Origin of the sequence: Parabacteroides goldsteinii DSM 19448 = WAL 12034 (assembly GCF_000969835.1) — a bacterium.
Lineage (GTDB): Bacteria > Bacteroidota > Bacteroidia > Bacteroidales > Tannerellaceae > Parabacteroides > Parabacteroides goldsteinii.
Genome location: NZ_KQ033912.1, coordinates 3,339,673 through 3,354,815 on the forward strand (window position 1 = coordinate 3,339,673; position 15,143 = coordinate 3,354,815).

The window sequence follows — 15,143 nt, forward strand, 5'->3', positions numbered from 1 at the left end:
GAGTTGTATTGTTTGTCTGTTGTGGTATTTCGAATCTATAAGCAAATGTAAATTGTTTCTTTATACATACAAAATATTTTATACGATTTACTAATTACTTTTTTTGAAAAAAGTAGAATATGAGTTTAGGGTACTGTACCTGTAGTTTTGTCGTATATATAGAATGGAAAAAGAAAATAGACATATTATCAGTGATGAACCGGATGAAGCTGTCCTTTTGAGATATATATCGGAAACCGCTTCGGAAGAGGAAAAAATCTGGGTTGACGGTTGGTTAAGGAATGATGAAGCCGGGGAGAACATTTTATTGCAGTTGGCTACTATAGACCATGCCCTTCGCACGAAAAAAAGAATAGCATCCCGTAATTCACTGGAGGCTTTTTGTAAAGTGGAAAGGCGTATTAAACGTTTGCAGAGAAAAAACTGGATAAATCGCACTTATCTGGCAGCAGCCTGCTTTTTGGGTGTCTTGATCTTATCCACTGCCATGTCTTATTGGATGAAAAAAGAAATAGGGGATGAGGCACAGATAGTAACAGTTCAGACGAATGCGGGTATGCGTACGCATTTTAACCTGCCGGATGGGACCGTTGCTTATTTGAATTCAGGAAGTGTACTTTCATATCCGTTGCATTATGATAAAGAGGAAAGGCGGGTAACGCTTACAGGTGAGGCTTATTTTAAGGTGGCACATAATCCGGAACAGCCGTTTATAGTGAGTGTGGCTAATGACCGGATGCGTGTTAAAGTGTTGGGGACGGAATTTAACTTGCAGTCTTATGAAGATGAAACGATAGTACAAACGACATTGGTTAGTGGGGCTGTACATATAGAAGCTGTAAAAAATGGTGATATAGTGTCTACTATTAAACTAAAGCCTTCGGAAAGGGCTGTCTATGATATTTCTTCCGGTTCTGTTTCTATAGCTACCGTAAATACGGACTACGATACGGCCTGGAAAGAGGGGCGTTTAATGTTTAAAGACATGCCGATACCACAGGTTTTGAAGAAGTTGTCTTATTTTTATAATGTAAGGTTTGATGTAAAGGATGCTGTGATCAATACGTATCGTTTTACCGGAACATTTGAAAATAAACAATTGTCGCAAATCTTGGACTACTTGAAAATTTCTTCGCAAATAGATTATACAATTAAACGAATGACATCGGATGATAGTTCGGGTATTCAAAATGAGACTGTCACTCTGAAGAAAATGAGATAGTGTTAAATCTGAATGTTTAACGACTTAAAATATATGCCTATGAAGTAATACAGGATTATTGTAAGCCTTATTGAAAACATACGGAAATATGCTGGTAACATATTCCCGTATGAAAATTCGAAAGGCCTTGGGAGACTAATCAAACATTTTTTTTAATCTTAAATCACTGCAAAAGTATGGTAAAGATTTATTATTTCCAATATAAAGGGAATATTAGTGCCTTTATATTACAATCTAAAATCACAAGAATCATGAAGTTAACCAGTCTATTACTTTTTTTGTCAATCGGATTAGCTTGGGCTTCGAACTCGTATGCACAAAAGGCTATACTTTCGATGAACATGACTAATCGGACGGTTTTTGATGTATTGGAAGAGATTGAAACGCGAACTGATTTTCATTTCTTTTATAACAGCAAGATGATCGATATCCATAGAACAGTTTCGGTAAACGTAAAAGATAAATCTGTTTTTACAATCCTGGATCAAATATTTAAAAATTCAAATGTTGCTTATAAGGTCGTAGATAAGGATATTATTCTTTCGGCAAATGAAGCTTCCGGAACTTTACAGGATAGGCGAAGGATAACAGGGGTAGTTAAAGATAAAAGTACAGGTGAACCTGTTATCGGGGTGAATGTTTTAGTAAAAGGGTCTACGAATGGAACGGTTACAGATATAGATGGCAGGTTCTCTCTGGAGGTTTCATCGTCTGATATATTGTCTGTTTCTTATATAGGCTATATGTCACAAGAAATTACAGTAAGTAATAAAGAAGTGATCGATGTTGATTTACAGGAAGATTCGACTAGTTTGGATGAAGTTGTAGTTGTGGGATTCGGTACGCAGAAAAAAGTCAATTTGACGGGATCTGTATCGGCATTAAGCACGAAAGATATAGAGAAATTGAAAGTGACACAAACCTCTCAATTGTTATCGGGAATGGTTAGTGGCATCAATGTTACACAAGGTTCCGGGCAACCGGGAGGTGATCACTCTTCTGTAACGATTCGTGGATTGGGAACTTTCAGTAGTGCGGGAAACTCTCCATTAGTATTGGTTGACGGATTGTCTTCTTCGTTGGATAATGTGAATGCGAATGATATTGAGAGTATTTCTGTTTTAAAGGATGCTGCATCAGCTTCTATATACGGAACCAGAGCTGCTAATGGGGTGATATTAATCAAGACTAAAAATGGTAAAGAGGGGAAAGCGCATATTACATATCAGGGAAGTTTTGGCTTTTCGCGAGTGGCAGATAAAGCGAAGATTGTAGATTCCTGGACGTATGCGGAGCTATATAATGAGGCGTTGATTAATAGTGGAGGAAGTCCACAGTATACAGCCGAAGAGATTGCGAAGTTTAAATCGGGAGAAGATCCGGATAACTATCCGAATAAACGACATTATGATGATCTTATTTCATCCGGTAACGGGTTCCAGACGAATCAATACGTAGGAATAACAGGTGGTACGGAAAAGAATTCATATATGTTTTCTTTGGGCTATCTTAATCAAAATGGTATTGTTGATGAAACTAATTACAAACGGTACAATGTGATGTTTAATGCAAATAGTAGAATAAGAGATAATTTTAAGATTAATGTAAAATTTGCAGGACAACGAGGAGACCGTCATGAACCTACCGCAGTAGACAGTGCTCCTAGTGATGGTGTGGAGGGGCTTATTGATTATTCTTTGAAGATTCCGAATACGGTTGCAGGAAAACGTTCGGACGGATATTATGGAAACCAAACAGGATTTACTGTTGAAGGATGGATGGATAGCGAGTCTTTTATCAAATACAGTGATGTAAATGCTGTTGCAAGTGCCAATTTTGAATGGAATATTTTGAAGGATTTGAAGTTGACAGGGATTGCAGGATATGATTATACCAGTAATGATTTTAAAAAATTTAGACCAACATTGGTGATAGATCAATATAATACTGCTTCTCCTTCCGATTTGAGAGTGCGTAATACGAGAAACTCGTTATTGACATTACAGGCTTATTTGAATTATGATTTATTATTGAAGGATCATTTGTTTCATTTTCTTTTAGGTTATTCACAGGAGAGTAATAAGGATGAATGGGTGGAAGCTTATCGTGATAATTTTCCCAACAATGCTTTATATGAAATAAATGCAGGTTCCGCATCTAACCAGCAGAATAGTGGTTCTGCATCAGAATGGGCTTTGGCTTCTTTTTTCGGAAGAATTAATTATTCTTTCAAAGATCGATATCTTCTTGAAATGAGTGCCAGATATGATGCTTCTTCCAGATTCCCTAAAAGTAACAGGTGGGGATTTTTCCCTTCTATTTCAGGTGGATGGATTGTATCACAAGAGGATTTTTTTGATGTGCCGATGATTAATAATTTAAAATTGAGAGTATCTTGGGGTACATTAGGCAATCAAAATATTGGAAATTATCCTTATCAACAAGTGCTTACGCTAGGAATGAATGTTCCTTTCGGTGTGTCGGAGGTCTTATGGCCTGGAGCTGCTGCAACAGTAGTACCGAGTACAAATATAACTTGGGAGTCGACTAAAGTTGCGAATGTGGGATTTGATTTGTCTTTATTTGATAATAAAATGACATTGACTGCAGATTATTATAATAAAGAAACTTCCGACATATTATATAATGTAACCGCTTCGAAGATATTGGGAATGACCCCTTCTGTTCAAAATGCAGGGACTGTGGTTAATAAAGGAATAGATCTTTCTATTCAACATCGTAATATAATAGGTGATTTTTCTTATAGCATAGCAGGTAATTTGTCGTATGTAAAGAACAGAGTAAAAAAGTTAGCAAATGTGGAAAGAGATATTGATGGAGGTCTTTTTGTCGGTTATTCTTTGGAATCAATTTATGGTTATGTGACGGATGGCTTCTTTAACAGTCAGGAAGAAATAGATAATTATGCAAAACAACCAAGAACTGCTAAACCTGGTGATTTGAAGTTAGTGGATATTAGTGGTCCCGACGGAGTTCCGGATGGAGTGGTAAATGCTGATTATGATCGTAAGATAATTGGTGATAAATTTCCTAATTGGAATTTTGGATTAAATATGAATGTTGGATATAAACAGGTAGATTTCTTGTTGAATATGAGTGGAGTGGCCGGTATGCATAGACTTATAGATGGGTTTCAGGCTAATGCTTTTTATTGGGGGTCGAATCCTCAGGAATGGATGGCAAAGGGACACTGGACAGAAACAAACCATGATGCAACTTATCCTAGAATGTTGATTTTAGGAGGAAATGAACAACAATTATATACATCTACTTACCGGCTTATGAATGCCTCTTTTTTGCGTATCAATGATATACAGATTGGATATACATTTCCTTCTTCACAGATACATTTTTTGGGTATGTCGAATTTGCGGTTATATGCCAGTGTAAAGAATGTTGTAACATTTCATAATTATTTAGAGGGATGGGATCCGGAAAGGAGAAGCCAATACCCGGCAGTTCGAGATTTTATGTTTGGTATTAATGTTACATTTTAATAAACAAGTAATATGAAAGTTATGAGAATATATGGTTTTATTTCGATTATCCTTGCATTCGGACTGATGGGATGTGATAGTTTATTGGATAAGAATCCATTGGATTGTTTGTCTACTGAAACATTTTGGAAAACGGAGAGTGATGCAAAATTGGCGTTGACAGGAGTTTATCAAACAGATAAATTGACTGGATCGACAACTGTAAAAACGATTTATGATTTGTGGAATCAAGATACTTATTTGAGATTTTTTGAAGCTTCTACAGATAATGGATTTGACAAAGATTATAATGTGGCTGATATTAATAGTGGTGATTTGACGGCTTCATTTGCAAGGACGGCAGAGTTATGGGCTACTTCTTATCAGAAGATTATAAAATGTAATAATTTTCTCGAAAATATAGATCGTGTGGAAATGGATATCGAGGAAATGAAAGTCATGAAAGCAGAAGTGAAATCTATTAGGGCATATAATTATTTTTGGTTGTCATTTTTGTGGGGAGATGTACCCTTGGTGACAAAAGTATTAACTGTTGATGAAGCAAATAGTGTTTTTCGTGATTCGAAAGAGACGGTTGTTAATTTTATTGTGACAGAATTGCAAGAGGCTATTCGTGATTTGCCAGTTACGCGTCCAAATGAAGATTATGGACGGATAACTAAAGGTGGTGCTTTGGGGATCTTGGGTAGGGTGTTTTTAGCGGAAAAAAGATGGGAAGAAGCGAAAGATACCTATAAGCAAATTATGAACTTAGGTGTTTATGAAATAGATCCGCGATTTAGTGACTTATTTATTGAAAAGGGCGAAAACAGTAAGGAGTTTTTATTGGTGAGCAAGCGTACTCAAGATCTTTATACTAATTCGATTCAGCTAGTTTGTCAAGGTTTTACATGGGGAGGATGGCATCATTTCAGCCCTTATAATGAATTGGTAGAAGAGTTTTGTTGTATAGATGGATTACCAATTCACGAATCTCCGTTATTTGATCCGGAGAAGCCATATGAAAATCGGGATCCGAGGTTATTGAAAACTGTATTTGTTGATAATGTGTCTGTTTTTAAAGGAATACTTTATATCGCTCATCCGGATTCTAATCCATCTATTTATATGGATCAATTGTTGCGACGTCCTTGGAGTGGTTATGCTGTGCGTAAGTTTTGTGATGAAAGTTATGAAGGTAATTTGAATTCTTATGGTTGTGATTTCCCCATGATTCGTTATGCAGAGGTTTTGTTGAGTTATCTGGAAGCTAATATAGAGTCTGGAAGTCCTATAACTCAGCATTTATTAGATGAAACCATCAATCGTGTCAGAGGGCGTGAAGAAATAAAGATGCCTTCTGTTACAGAAACAAATCCGGATAAGTTGACCACTATCTTAAGACGTGAACGGCGTGTTGAATTGGCTTGGGAAGGATTACGATTATTTGATTTGTTCCGATGGCGCACGGCTCATATTTATTTGCGGACCCGTTTTCATGGTATGAAAGTTTGTTCAGCGAAAGATGCTCCTACATATACAACTGTTCCGGTTGATGAAAATGGATATTATTTGATTGATGAAACGTTCTTCAGAGAGGATGTAGATTATTTATGGCCTATTCCTCAAACAGAAAGAGATGTCAATAAAAATTTGACTCAAAATTATGGGTATTAAAAAATAGATCTGTCGTATGCAAACAAGAAGGAATTTTTTAAATAGGTTGTTGGGTGGAGTTGGGGTCAGTGCACTCTCTTCTTTTACAGCTTGTAACGGAAGTACTCAATGGAAAGCCACTCCGATGGAGTTGCCTGTTGTTGAGGAAGTGGATATTTGTATATTGGGAGGGAGTTGTACCGGTGTGTTTGCAGGAGTGCGGGCTGCTCGATTAGGTGCAAAAGTTGCAGTCGTAGAAAAGCAAAACGCATTTGGAGGTGTGGCTACAAGTTCTTTAGTTAATATTTGGCATTCTTTATATGACACGGAAGCAAAACAACAGATTATAGCAGGGCTGACAAGCGAGATGATAGAACGTTTGTCTTTGCGTAATGCAGTTATGACGAATCCATATCATCCAAGTTCCGCTTATACATTTAATTCTCAAGAACTAAAAATAGAGTTGGATGAATTGGTATTGGAGTCTGGCATTCATCCTTATCTGCATACATTGTTTTCTGAGCCTTGTCTGGATGAGTCTGGTAAGCTTGTTGGTATTGTGATTGATAATAAATCGGGAAGAGGAGTTATTAAAGCAAAATATTTTATAGATGCTACGGGGGATGGAGACCTTTGTTATCGTTTAGGTCTAAAATCTTATGCTTTTGAATTACTGCAACCTCCCACGACTTGTGCACATTTTGAAGGTTGGAATTCTGGAGAATTCGACGAACTATTAAAAAAGCATGGAGCAGAATTTAATATTCCGGATGGATTTGTTTGGGGAGCAACGCTGCCTGAGACGAATGTTTATATGCTTGCGGGAACACGGGTATATAAAGCGGATTGCGCTGTTGCAGATGATTTAACGAGAGCGGAAATAGAAGGCAGAAGACAAATTCGTGCAATTATGGATATGTTGAGGAAATATGGGAAGAAGGAAAATCTCCCTGGTCTGGTTGCTTTACCGTCATACATTGGAATACGGGAAACAAGGCATATAAAATGTCTTTATCAGATTAGTGATGAAGACGCGATGTATGGAAAACATTTTGATGATGCGATAGCGAATGGAAGCTATCGTTTAGATATTCATCATCAGGATAAACCAGGTTTGACTTTTAGATATCTTGATGGTTCTGAGGTCTATGTAAGGCCGGGTTTTGCCGATCAGAAAGGGCGGTGGAGAAAAGAAATGGATGTAGATCCAACTTTCTATCAAATACCGCTTCGTTCGATCATACCAGAAAAACATGATAATCTGATGGTTGCCGGAAGAATGCTGGATGCTGCGATTATTGCTTATTCCGGCATAAGGGTTATGGTGAATATGAATCAGGTTGGTGAGGCTGCCGGTGTTACTTCATATCTGGCACTACAACAGCAAAAAAGAATTAGGGATGTTTCAAGTAACGAAGTTAGGAACGAGTTGAGAAAAGGGGGATCTATAATTATCTAGGTTAGAATTTATTTTTATTGGAAACCGGACTTGGGATACTATTCCTGAGTCCGGTTAATTTCATTTTTGTTGTTTTTTTAGTTTAAGTTTGTGTATTCTGTTTTTATCTTATTACTTTGTAGAGTGTTTTTTTACAATATCTTATATCTAATAAATCTAAAGTACATGAAAACAAACATTCTGACTTTTTTGTGTTTTGTCTTCCTTTGTGCCTGCCAGGCTCCACCAGTCGAAGAGTATGCAATCATCCCGCAGCCTCAGGAAATTTCCTATACACCTGGTTTTTTCAAAATGGGGAATCATCCGGTTATTTCTTATTCCGGGGATTTGAATAATGAGGCAGGGTTGTTGCAAAAGGCTCTTTCTTCTGATTTTTCACTTAGTGCTACTGTAAAGGATACAGGTAAAGGTGATATTAACCTGGTACTTGATCCGGCAGTTTTACCGGATAAGCCGGAAGGATATCAACTGGAAGTATCTTCCGGAAAAGTGGAGATAAAAGCCGGAACTCCTGCCGGTATTTTGAATGGTGTGCAGACGTTGCGGCAGATCATCAAGGAGAAAGATGGAAAATATATGATACAGAGAGCTTCTGTTTCTGACTATCCGGCTTTTTCCTGGCGTGCCTTTATGCTGGATGAAGGACGTTACTTTAAAGGAAAAGATGTTGTCCTGAAACTTTTGGATGAAATGTCACAACTGAAAATGAACATGTTCCATTGGCATCTTACCAATGACCAGGGTTGGAGGATTGAAATTAAAAAATATCCGAAACTGACTGAAATCGGTGCTTTCCGCGATTCTTCAGAAATCAACCATTTTGGTAGTGACGTGTATGACGGGAAACGGCATGGAGGATTTTATACACAGGAAGATATAAAAGAAATTGTTGATTATGCTTCTAAACGCCATATTACTATTGTTCCGGAAGTAAGTATGCCGGGACATGCCAGTGCGGCTATCGCTTCTTATCCCTGGTTGGGCACAAGCGGAAAGCAGATCAAAGTTCCCGGAAAATTCGGAGTACATTATGAAGTGCTGAATGTTTCCGATCCTAAAGTGTTGCAATTTCTGGATGATGTAACCAATGAAGTAATAGCGTTATTCCCAAGCCCGGTATTCCATATCGGAGGGGATGAAGTGAAATACGATCAGTGGAAAGCATCTCCGGCAATACGTAGTTATATGGCAAAGAAAGGTTTGAAGACTCCGGCAGAACTTCAGATCTATTTCACAAATGAAATCTCCAATATGCTGGCGGCAAAAGGTAAGCGAATGATGGGATGGAATGAGATTACCGGAGATAAACTGCATGAATATCAGTCGGAAGAGGATACAAAAGAAGCAGAACAGCAGTTGGCAAAAGGTACGATCGTTCATTTTTGGAAGGGCGATCCGGCTCTTATCAAGAAAACAATCGATAAAGGATATGATGTGGTAAATTCTTACCATGAGTATACTTATGTGGATTACAATTATGAATCGATACCTTTATCCAAGGCTTATGCTTTCAATCCGGTTCCTGAAGGGTTGTCTCCTGAAGAACAAAGCAGAGTGTTAGGACTTGGTTGTCAGATGTGGGGTGAATTTATTCCTACGGTTGAAAGCATGAACCGGTTGACTTATCCGCGTATTGCTGCTTATGCAGAAACAGGATGGAGCGGTTCGGATAAAAAAGATTACAATCGTTTCCTGAAATCTCTTGATTACTTTAAGAATAAATGGGCTGCTGAAGGAATAGTGATAGGACCGACTGAATAAAAAATATTTTTTTTGCAGAACGATTAAACTATTTCCATGTAACAAAGTCTATTATATCGAAGCGCTTCACAAACAGGAAAATATTAATTTAGTAATAAGTATTAGTTTATGAAGAAGGTAATAGGATTGTTTTTGGTTATCCTGATTAGTTCGGCAACAGTTTTTGCACAAAGTGGTAATCGTCAGGGAAAGAAGGGAGATCCCTCTCAACGTAGTGAAAAAATGATCGAGGAATTGAAACTCGACGATAAGCAAGCTGCGGAGTTTCGTAAGGTTGAGGCTGATTTCCGGGAACAAATGAATAAGGAACGTGAGGCTGTAAAAGATGACCGCGAAAAGATGCGGGAAAAAATGACAGCCATGCGTACTGAAAAAGAGGCTCAAATTAAGAAGATTCTGACGGACGAACAATATAAGCAGTATCAGGAAAAACAAAAAAAAGCTCCTCGTAAAAAAGGACATGGACGTAGATGATAGAAATAAAAAATCCCCGGCAGAGCATTCCGCCGGGGATTTTTATGTGTTATTAGTTGATTATAACGTTTTCAGTTTCAGATTACGCCATAATACTTTGATGCCACCACCGTCGTGGATCTGTAAAGCGATGCGGCCCTGGCCGGCACCGATTTTTTCATCATTGATGTTAACCATTTCTTCGCCATTCAACCAGGTCTGTACATTATCACCCTGCACTTTGATACGCATGGTGTTCCAGTCGCCTTCTTTCAGGATTGTTTCTTTTTCATCCGGGATCTGGATCAACCATCCGCGTCCGTATGATTCGTAGATACCGCCGGTATCGTGTCCTTTAGGAGCAACTTCAACCTGCCATCCGTTTACTTTTACGTCTTCTTCAATGAAAGAACGGATAAATACGCCAGAGTTACCGTCGGCTTCTTGTTTGAATTCTACTGTCAGGTCGAAATCATCATAGTAATCACGTGTTGCCAGATAACCATATTTTTTGTCCGGACCGCTTTCGCAAATCAGTAAACCGTCTTTTACATACCATAATTCTGTACCATATGCTTCCCAGCCTTTCAGGTCAACACCGTTGAAGAGGTTGACTTCTTTGGACTTACGGGGAAGTTCTTTGATCTTTATGTTACGGAAAGAAGCTGGATAACCATGATCCTGTAAACAGAGGACACCTTTTTTAGCTAAACCGTATTCAGGAGCGTTTGCCCATTTTCCGCTGTTTTTCTTTTCATGCCAATCGTCTGTCCAAGCTTCGAATTCTAGGATTTTTTGACCATTCAGCCAATGTTCTACATGGCCATTGTCGAATACAATCTTGGAGTTGTTCCATTCGCCTTGCGGATTAACCTTCATTTTGGATTTGTCAGGCAAATGCATGGCATAATCGACACCTAGTTTCTGCCATTCTTCCAGAGGTTCCGGGAAGTTAGGCTCGTCGATCAACTGATATTCCGGACCTGTTACATAGGGTACGGCAAATTGCGGACGTTCAACAACATGATAAAGCATACCGCTGTTACCGCCTTTAGATAGTTTCCAGTCCCATGACAATTCGAAGTTTTCATACTGTTTGTCGGTTACGATATAACCGCTGGCATCGCTGCCGTCACCTTTTGCCTGGATACATCCGTCTACTACGTGCCAGGGTTGTGTCAGGGTGGTTCCGTTATAGTCTTTCCACCCGTTGAGTGTTTTTCCGTCGAAAAGAAGTTGCCATCCGTCAGCGACTTCTTCGGGAGTAAGCGTGTTTTGCTCAACACCTGCACAAGAGGTAAACAAGGCCAATGATACTGCACAAGAGGCCAATAAGCTTGTGGCTGTTACTCTTTTCACTACTGATTCCATTTTAGATTAAGTTTAAATTAATGATAATGATAAATTGCAAAGATAAAAAAGTTATTTAAAAGATTCTGCAAAAATACACGAAGAGGGTAACTGTCTTTCTGAAAATAAAGTTTTATCTTGCATGCCTTAAATCATACCTATGGATAAGTGGATACTACATTTTTCCCTTCTATTGGTTCTGCTCGGCTTTGTGTTTTTTGGTAGCAAAAAGGGTGAAGTGACTGCCTTGTTGAGAGTGGCAGAAAAATCTATTGAGAAAGAACCGGACAAGGCGTTGATATTGTTGGATAGTATTCAACAGATGGAAGAATTATCAGAGCAACAACAAGCTCTTTGGTGTCTGTTGTATACGTCGGTGCTAGATAGAAAGCAGATAAAACATACTTCAGATTCTTTGATACAGATTGCAGTGAGTTATTATGAGAAGAATGATTTGCCCGAGCGTAAGATGCAGGCATATTATTATTATGGAATTGTTCTTCAAGATTTAAACGATGCAATTCAGGCGCAGGACTACTATTTGAGAGCTTATAAATTAGGAATTGAATTGGAAAGATACGTGTTCTTAGGACGTATATGTGCTAATTTGGGTACGTTGTATACCTATCAGGAATTGTGTAGCCAGGCTTCGCATTTCCAGCAAAAAGCTGTCAGCTATTTTGAGAAAAACCGGGATACGGTTCGTTTATCGCTGGTGTTCAGGGATATGGCTCGGATTCATCTGAATGAGCATCGTTTGGATAGTGCGGTCGTTAATTATACAAAAGCATTGAAGTATACTTCGGATGTACATAAATTTTGTATGTTTAATGAATTGACTGGTGCGTATGCACGGATGGGAGATTATGAAAAAGGGGTGTCTTGCGCTCATATGGCTTATGATCGGGCAGAGACTGTTGAGGATTCCTGTTTAGTCAGCCTGGCGTTGGGGAGTCTTTATTTAAGAATGGGAAAGAAAGATTCGGCATATCATTATCTGTCTTTCTGTCGTCAAAGTACAGATCCGTATACCTTAAAAGATCTCTATCTATATTTGGCGCAATTCGAAAAGTCCCGGCATAATTGGCCGACTTATGCTTTTTATCAGGAGCAATATAACGTATTTCGTGATTCGATTGATAACCTGACCAAAATGGAGACCCTTGCCAGGTTGCAACGACTGTATGACTATCGTGAGATTGAAAAGAAAAAGGAATATTATCGGCAAGAATCGGATCGTAAGACAGGCAAGTTGTATAAACTCTCTTTGGGGGGCGTTGGCTGTCTGCTGTTCGTCGTCTGTATCATTTTTTATCTGTGGAAAGAAAGGAAAAAGAAGGAGGAGCAGCTTAACCAGTCTTTGCGTCGTAAGGAACAGCAATACTTGAACAGTCAGCAATATTTAGAAGAGCGAAATGCAGTTATGGCGCAGTTGGAACAACAGTATGAAGCGGTTGTGGCCCAATTATCCGAACAATCTTCCCGGTTTACAACGTCTGTTCAGGAGAAGATAAATTCATCGCATCCGTTCTTCACCTCTGAATTATATCGGGGAGTGTACGCAGAATGGAAAAAACTGGATGAAGTACAATGGGCGGAGGTCATTAAAATGATAGATCATATATTGTATAAAGATTTTACAGGTAAGATAAGAATGTTGTATCCCCGTATATCTGAGTTGGATTTGAATGTGTGTTATTTGGTAAAATTGGAGATTCCGGTAGGGCGTATTGCTGTTTTATTGTCAGTGAATAGTCAGGCGATATCCAATAAACGTAAGCGTTTGTATGAAAAATTGACTCAAGAGAAGGGATCCGCACAGGATTTCGATAAGTTCATCAAAACCTTTTGACACTTTTATTCCCTCTATGATGTTGTTTATTAGATACTTAAAAATGTGACATTTTTGTGACATCAAATCCTTGGTGGTCTTTGGGGCGGTTTCTACTTTTACGAATCCAAATAAAATAGTCTATGTTTAATAACTAATATAACTGAAAACATGAAAAGTAGAAATCTTATGTTGGGTGCTATTCTATTCATATTAATGGGATGCGGAGTTGATAAATCAGACAGTCTTGTCACAGTAGATGTTACGGCAAATTATCCAAAGAAAGAACTGGTTTTGCAGGATTTTATGGATGTGGAATATATTCCGTTGGAGACGACGGATGAATTTGTTGTCAAAGGCAAGATCACGGATGTCGGTAAAGATATCTTGGTATTGACGAATGTTCGTCAGGGAGAAATTTTGATATTTGACCGGTCGACTGGCAAAGGATTGAAGAAGATTAATCGTAGAGGTCAAGGTCCGGAAGAGTATATATTGCCTTTTAATGTTCATTTGAATAAAGAAGAGGATGAGATGTTTGTGAATGACGGTCCTTCAAGTAAAATCCAGGTATATGATTTGGATGGCAATTATAAAAGGACAATCCCTTATAAACAGGGTGCACTTGTCACGAACTTGTACGATTATGATGAAAATCATTTTCTTTCTCAGAATGTTTATTCGCCTGAGAACGAGTCTTCTTCGTCTACGTTCTTTCTTTTGTCTACACAAGATGGAAGCTGGACGGATATTGAGCTTCCATACGGGAAGAGAATCTCTCCGGTAATCGTAAAGCGTGCAGCGGATGGGATTTACGCAAGTGTTCCCGGTAATAGTTTTATATCTTCTTATCAGGGCGATTGGATTTTGAGTGAACCTTCAGCCGATACTATCTATGCCCATCGGCCGAACGGAGATCTTCGTCCGTTTATGGTCAGGACTCCTTCTGTACAGACAATGACGCCGGAAGTTTTTCTTTTTCCGGGAGTCTTGACGGATCGTTATTATTTTATGCAGACGGTGAAAAAGGAATGCGATTTCGAAAAGAATGACAAAATGCCAACTGTTGATTTAATATATGACAGGCAGGAAAAAAAGATTTATCATTCTATAGTTCATAATGCTGACTTTGATAATCGTGAGGAGGATTTGTCGGTATGTGCTTTAAACGAAGAGGTTGCTTTCGCCGTATCTTTGGATGCTTTGTCACTTATTGAAGGGAAAGGTAAATTGAAAGGTCAGTTAAAAGAAATAGCAGCTCATTTAGGGGAAGAGGATAATCCTGTGGTTATGCTGGCTAAGATAAAAAACTTCTGATTCAAAATCTTAAAAAATAGTATCGAACTCAGCCCGGCTACAGTATAAGTGATTCGTTTGATATATATCAAACGCAAAGAAGACATATATGCTTTATTCATTTGATAATAGTGTATTATTCATTCGATATATATTGAACGAATAAAAGAAAGGGAAGTCGTGTCCTGAAATAAGTTGACAAAAACCTAAAGTAACCGTATAGTCGAATCGAAAGATGCGGGTAGTACCGGTAAGTGAGGAATATTTTTTCAGTCTTCTTTGTGCGTACATTATATTACAGTGCCTGCCGTGAAAAAATAAATGAAAAATAGTTGGTAAAAAGTTTGGATCGTATATAGTAATCTACTACTTTTGCACCCGCATTCGAGAGAGAACGGCGCACCAACATGATGAAAGAGGTAACCTGAGGAAAGGGGATGAGGTTAGAGGTTCTAAGCAAAATTCCAACCGCCACAGCGACTCAAAAAAAACCTTTCAAATTTTCTTCTAAAAAATTTGGTAGTTAAAAAAAAGTCCTTACCTTTGCAGCCGCAATCGAAAAGAAAGCGAAAGTTCTTTGAAAGATTTACATATCAACAAGTAGTACAAGTATTAAAA

The 15,143-nt window shown here is 38.3% G+C and carries 9 protein-coding genes; 8 read left to right on the forward strand and 1 reads right to left on the reverse strand.

Annotation, left to right across the window (positions count from 1 at the left end):
* Nucleotides 1–163: 163 nt before the first annotated feature.
* From HMPREF1535_RS12215 to HMPREF1535_RS12240, 6 genes are all read left to right on the forward strand, one after another.
* On the forward strand, nucleotides 164–1,222 hold the full coding sequence (locus HMPREF1535_RS12215) for a FecR family protein (RefSeq protein WP_046146267.1): 1,059 nt from the start codon (nucleotides 164–166) through the stop codon (nucleotides 1,220–1,222).
* Nucleotides 1,223–1,398: 176 nt separating this feature from the next.
* Nucleotides 1,399–4,740 (forward strand): TonB-dependent receptor, encoded by a 3,342-nt coding sequence (locus HMPREF1535_RS12220; protein ID WP_082150459.1) that lies wholly within the window; start codon nucleotides 1,399–1,401, stop codon nucleotides 4,738–4,740.
* A 12-nt stretch (nucleotides 4,741–4,752) separates the two neighbouring features.
* Nucleotides 4,753–6,396, forward strand: coding sequence for a RagB/SusD family nutrient uptake outer membrane protein (locus tag HMPREF1535_RS12225; protein WP_046146268.1), 1,644 nt, complete (start codon nucleotides 4,753–4,755; stop codon nucleotides 6,394–6,396).
* A 16-nt stretch (nucleotides 6,397–6,412) separates the two neighbouring features.
* Nucleotides 6,413–7,834, forward strand: a complete 1,422-nt coding sequence (locus HMPREF1535_RS12230) for an FAD-dependent oxidoreductase (RefSeq protein WP_082150458.1) — start codon at nucleotides 6,413–6,415, stop codon at nucleotides 7,832–7,834.
* A gap of 165 nt (nucleotides 7,835–7,999) precedes the next feature.
* Complete coding sequence (locus HMPREF1535_RS12235; RefSeq protein WP_046146269.1) at nucleotides 8,000–9,595, forward strand: beta-N-acetylhexosaminidase; 1,596 nt, start codon at nucleotides 8,000–8,002, stop codon at nucleotides 9,593–9,595.
* Nucleotides 9,596–9,703: 108 nt separating this feature from the next.
* A complete protein-coding gene (locus HMPREF1535_RS12240; protein ID WP_010800627.1) occupies nucleotides 9,704–10,069 on the forward strand; it encodes a Spy/CpxP family protein refolding chaperone in 366 nt (121 codons plus the stop codon).
* 60 nt (nucleotides 10,070–10,129) lie between these two features.
* On the opposite strand, the gene HMPREF1535_RS12245 is transcribed toward HMPREF1535_RS12240, so the two are convergent.
* Entirely contained in the window at nucleotides 10,130–11,419 is a 1,290-nt protein-coding gene (locus HMPREF1535_RS12245) for a 3-keto-disaccharide hydrolase (protein ID WP_046146270.1), read from the reverse strand.
* 139 nt (nucleotides 11,420–11,558) lie between these two features.
* On the opposite strand from HMPREF1535_RS12245, the gene HMPREF1535_RS12250 reads away from it, so the two are divergent.
* Together HMPREF1535_RS12250 and HMPREF1535_RS12255 are read left to right on the forward strand one after the other, a co-directional pair.
* Nucleotides 11,559–13,250, forward strand: a complete 1,692-nt coding sequence (locus HMPREF1535_RS12250; RefSeq protein WP_046146271.1) for a hypothetical protein — start codon at nucleotides 11,559–11,561, stop codon at nucleotides 13,248–13,250.
* A 150-nt stretch (nucleotides 13,251–13,400) separates the two neighbouring features.
* On the forward strand, nucleotides 13,401–14,546 hold the full coding sequence (locus tag HMPREF1535_RS12255; protein ID WP_046146272.1) for a 6-bladed beta-propeller: 1,146 nt from the start codon (nucleotides 13,401–13,403) through the stop codon (nucleotides 14,544–14,546).
* The last annotated feature ends 597 nt before the right edge of the window (nucleotides 14,547–15,143 follow it).

Excerpts from the sequence above, each read along its gene's own strand:
- HMPREF1535_RS12225 (WP_046146268.1), top strand. The coding sequence starts at position 4,753 with ATGAAAGTTATGAGAATATATGGTTTTATTTCGATTATCCTTGCATTC.
- HMPREF1535_RS12235 (WP_046146269.1), top strand. The coding sequence starts at position 8,000 with ATGAAAACAAACATTCTGACTTTTTTGTGTTTTGTCTTCCTTTGTGCC.
- HMPREF1535_RS12255 (WP_046146272.1), top strand. The coding sequence starts at position 13,401 with ATGAAAAGTAGAAATCTTATGTTGGGTGCTATTCTATTCATATTAATG.
- HMPREF1535_RS12245 (WP_046146270.1), bottom strand. The coding sequence starts at position 11,419 with ATGGAATCAGTAGTGAAAAGAGTAACAGCCACAAGCTTATTGGCCTCT.
- HMPREF1535_RS12230 (WP_082150458.1), top strand. The coding sequence starts at position 6,413 with ATGCAAACAAGAAGGAATTTTTTAAATAGGTTGTTGGGTGGAGTTGGG.
- HMPREF1535_RS12250 (WP_046146271.1), top strand. The coding sequence starts at position 11,559 with ATGGATAAGTGGATACTACATTTTTCCCTTCTATTGGTTCTGCTCGGC.
- HMPREF1535_RS12215 (WP_046146267.1), top strand. The coding sequence starts at position 164 with ATGGAAAAAGAAAATAGACATATTATCAGTGATGAACCGGATGAAGCT.
- HMPREF1535_RS12240 (WP_010800627.1), top strand. The coding sequence starts at position 9,704 with ATGAAGAAGGTAATAGGATTGTTTTTGGTTATCCTGATTAGTTCGGCA.
- HMPREF1535_RS12220 (WP_082150459.1), top strand. The coding sequence starts at position 1,399 with ATGGTAAAGATTTATTATTTCCAATATAAAGGGAATATTAGTGCCTTT.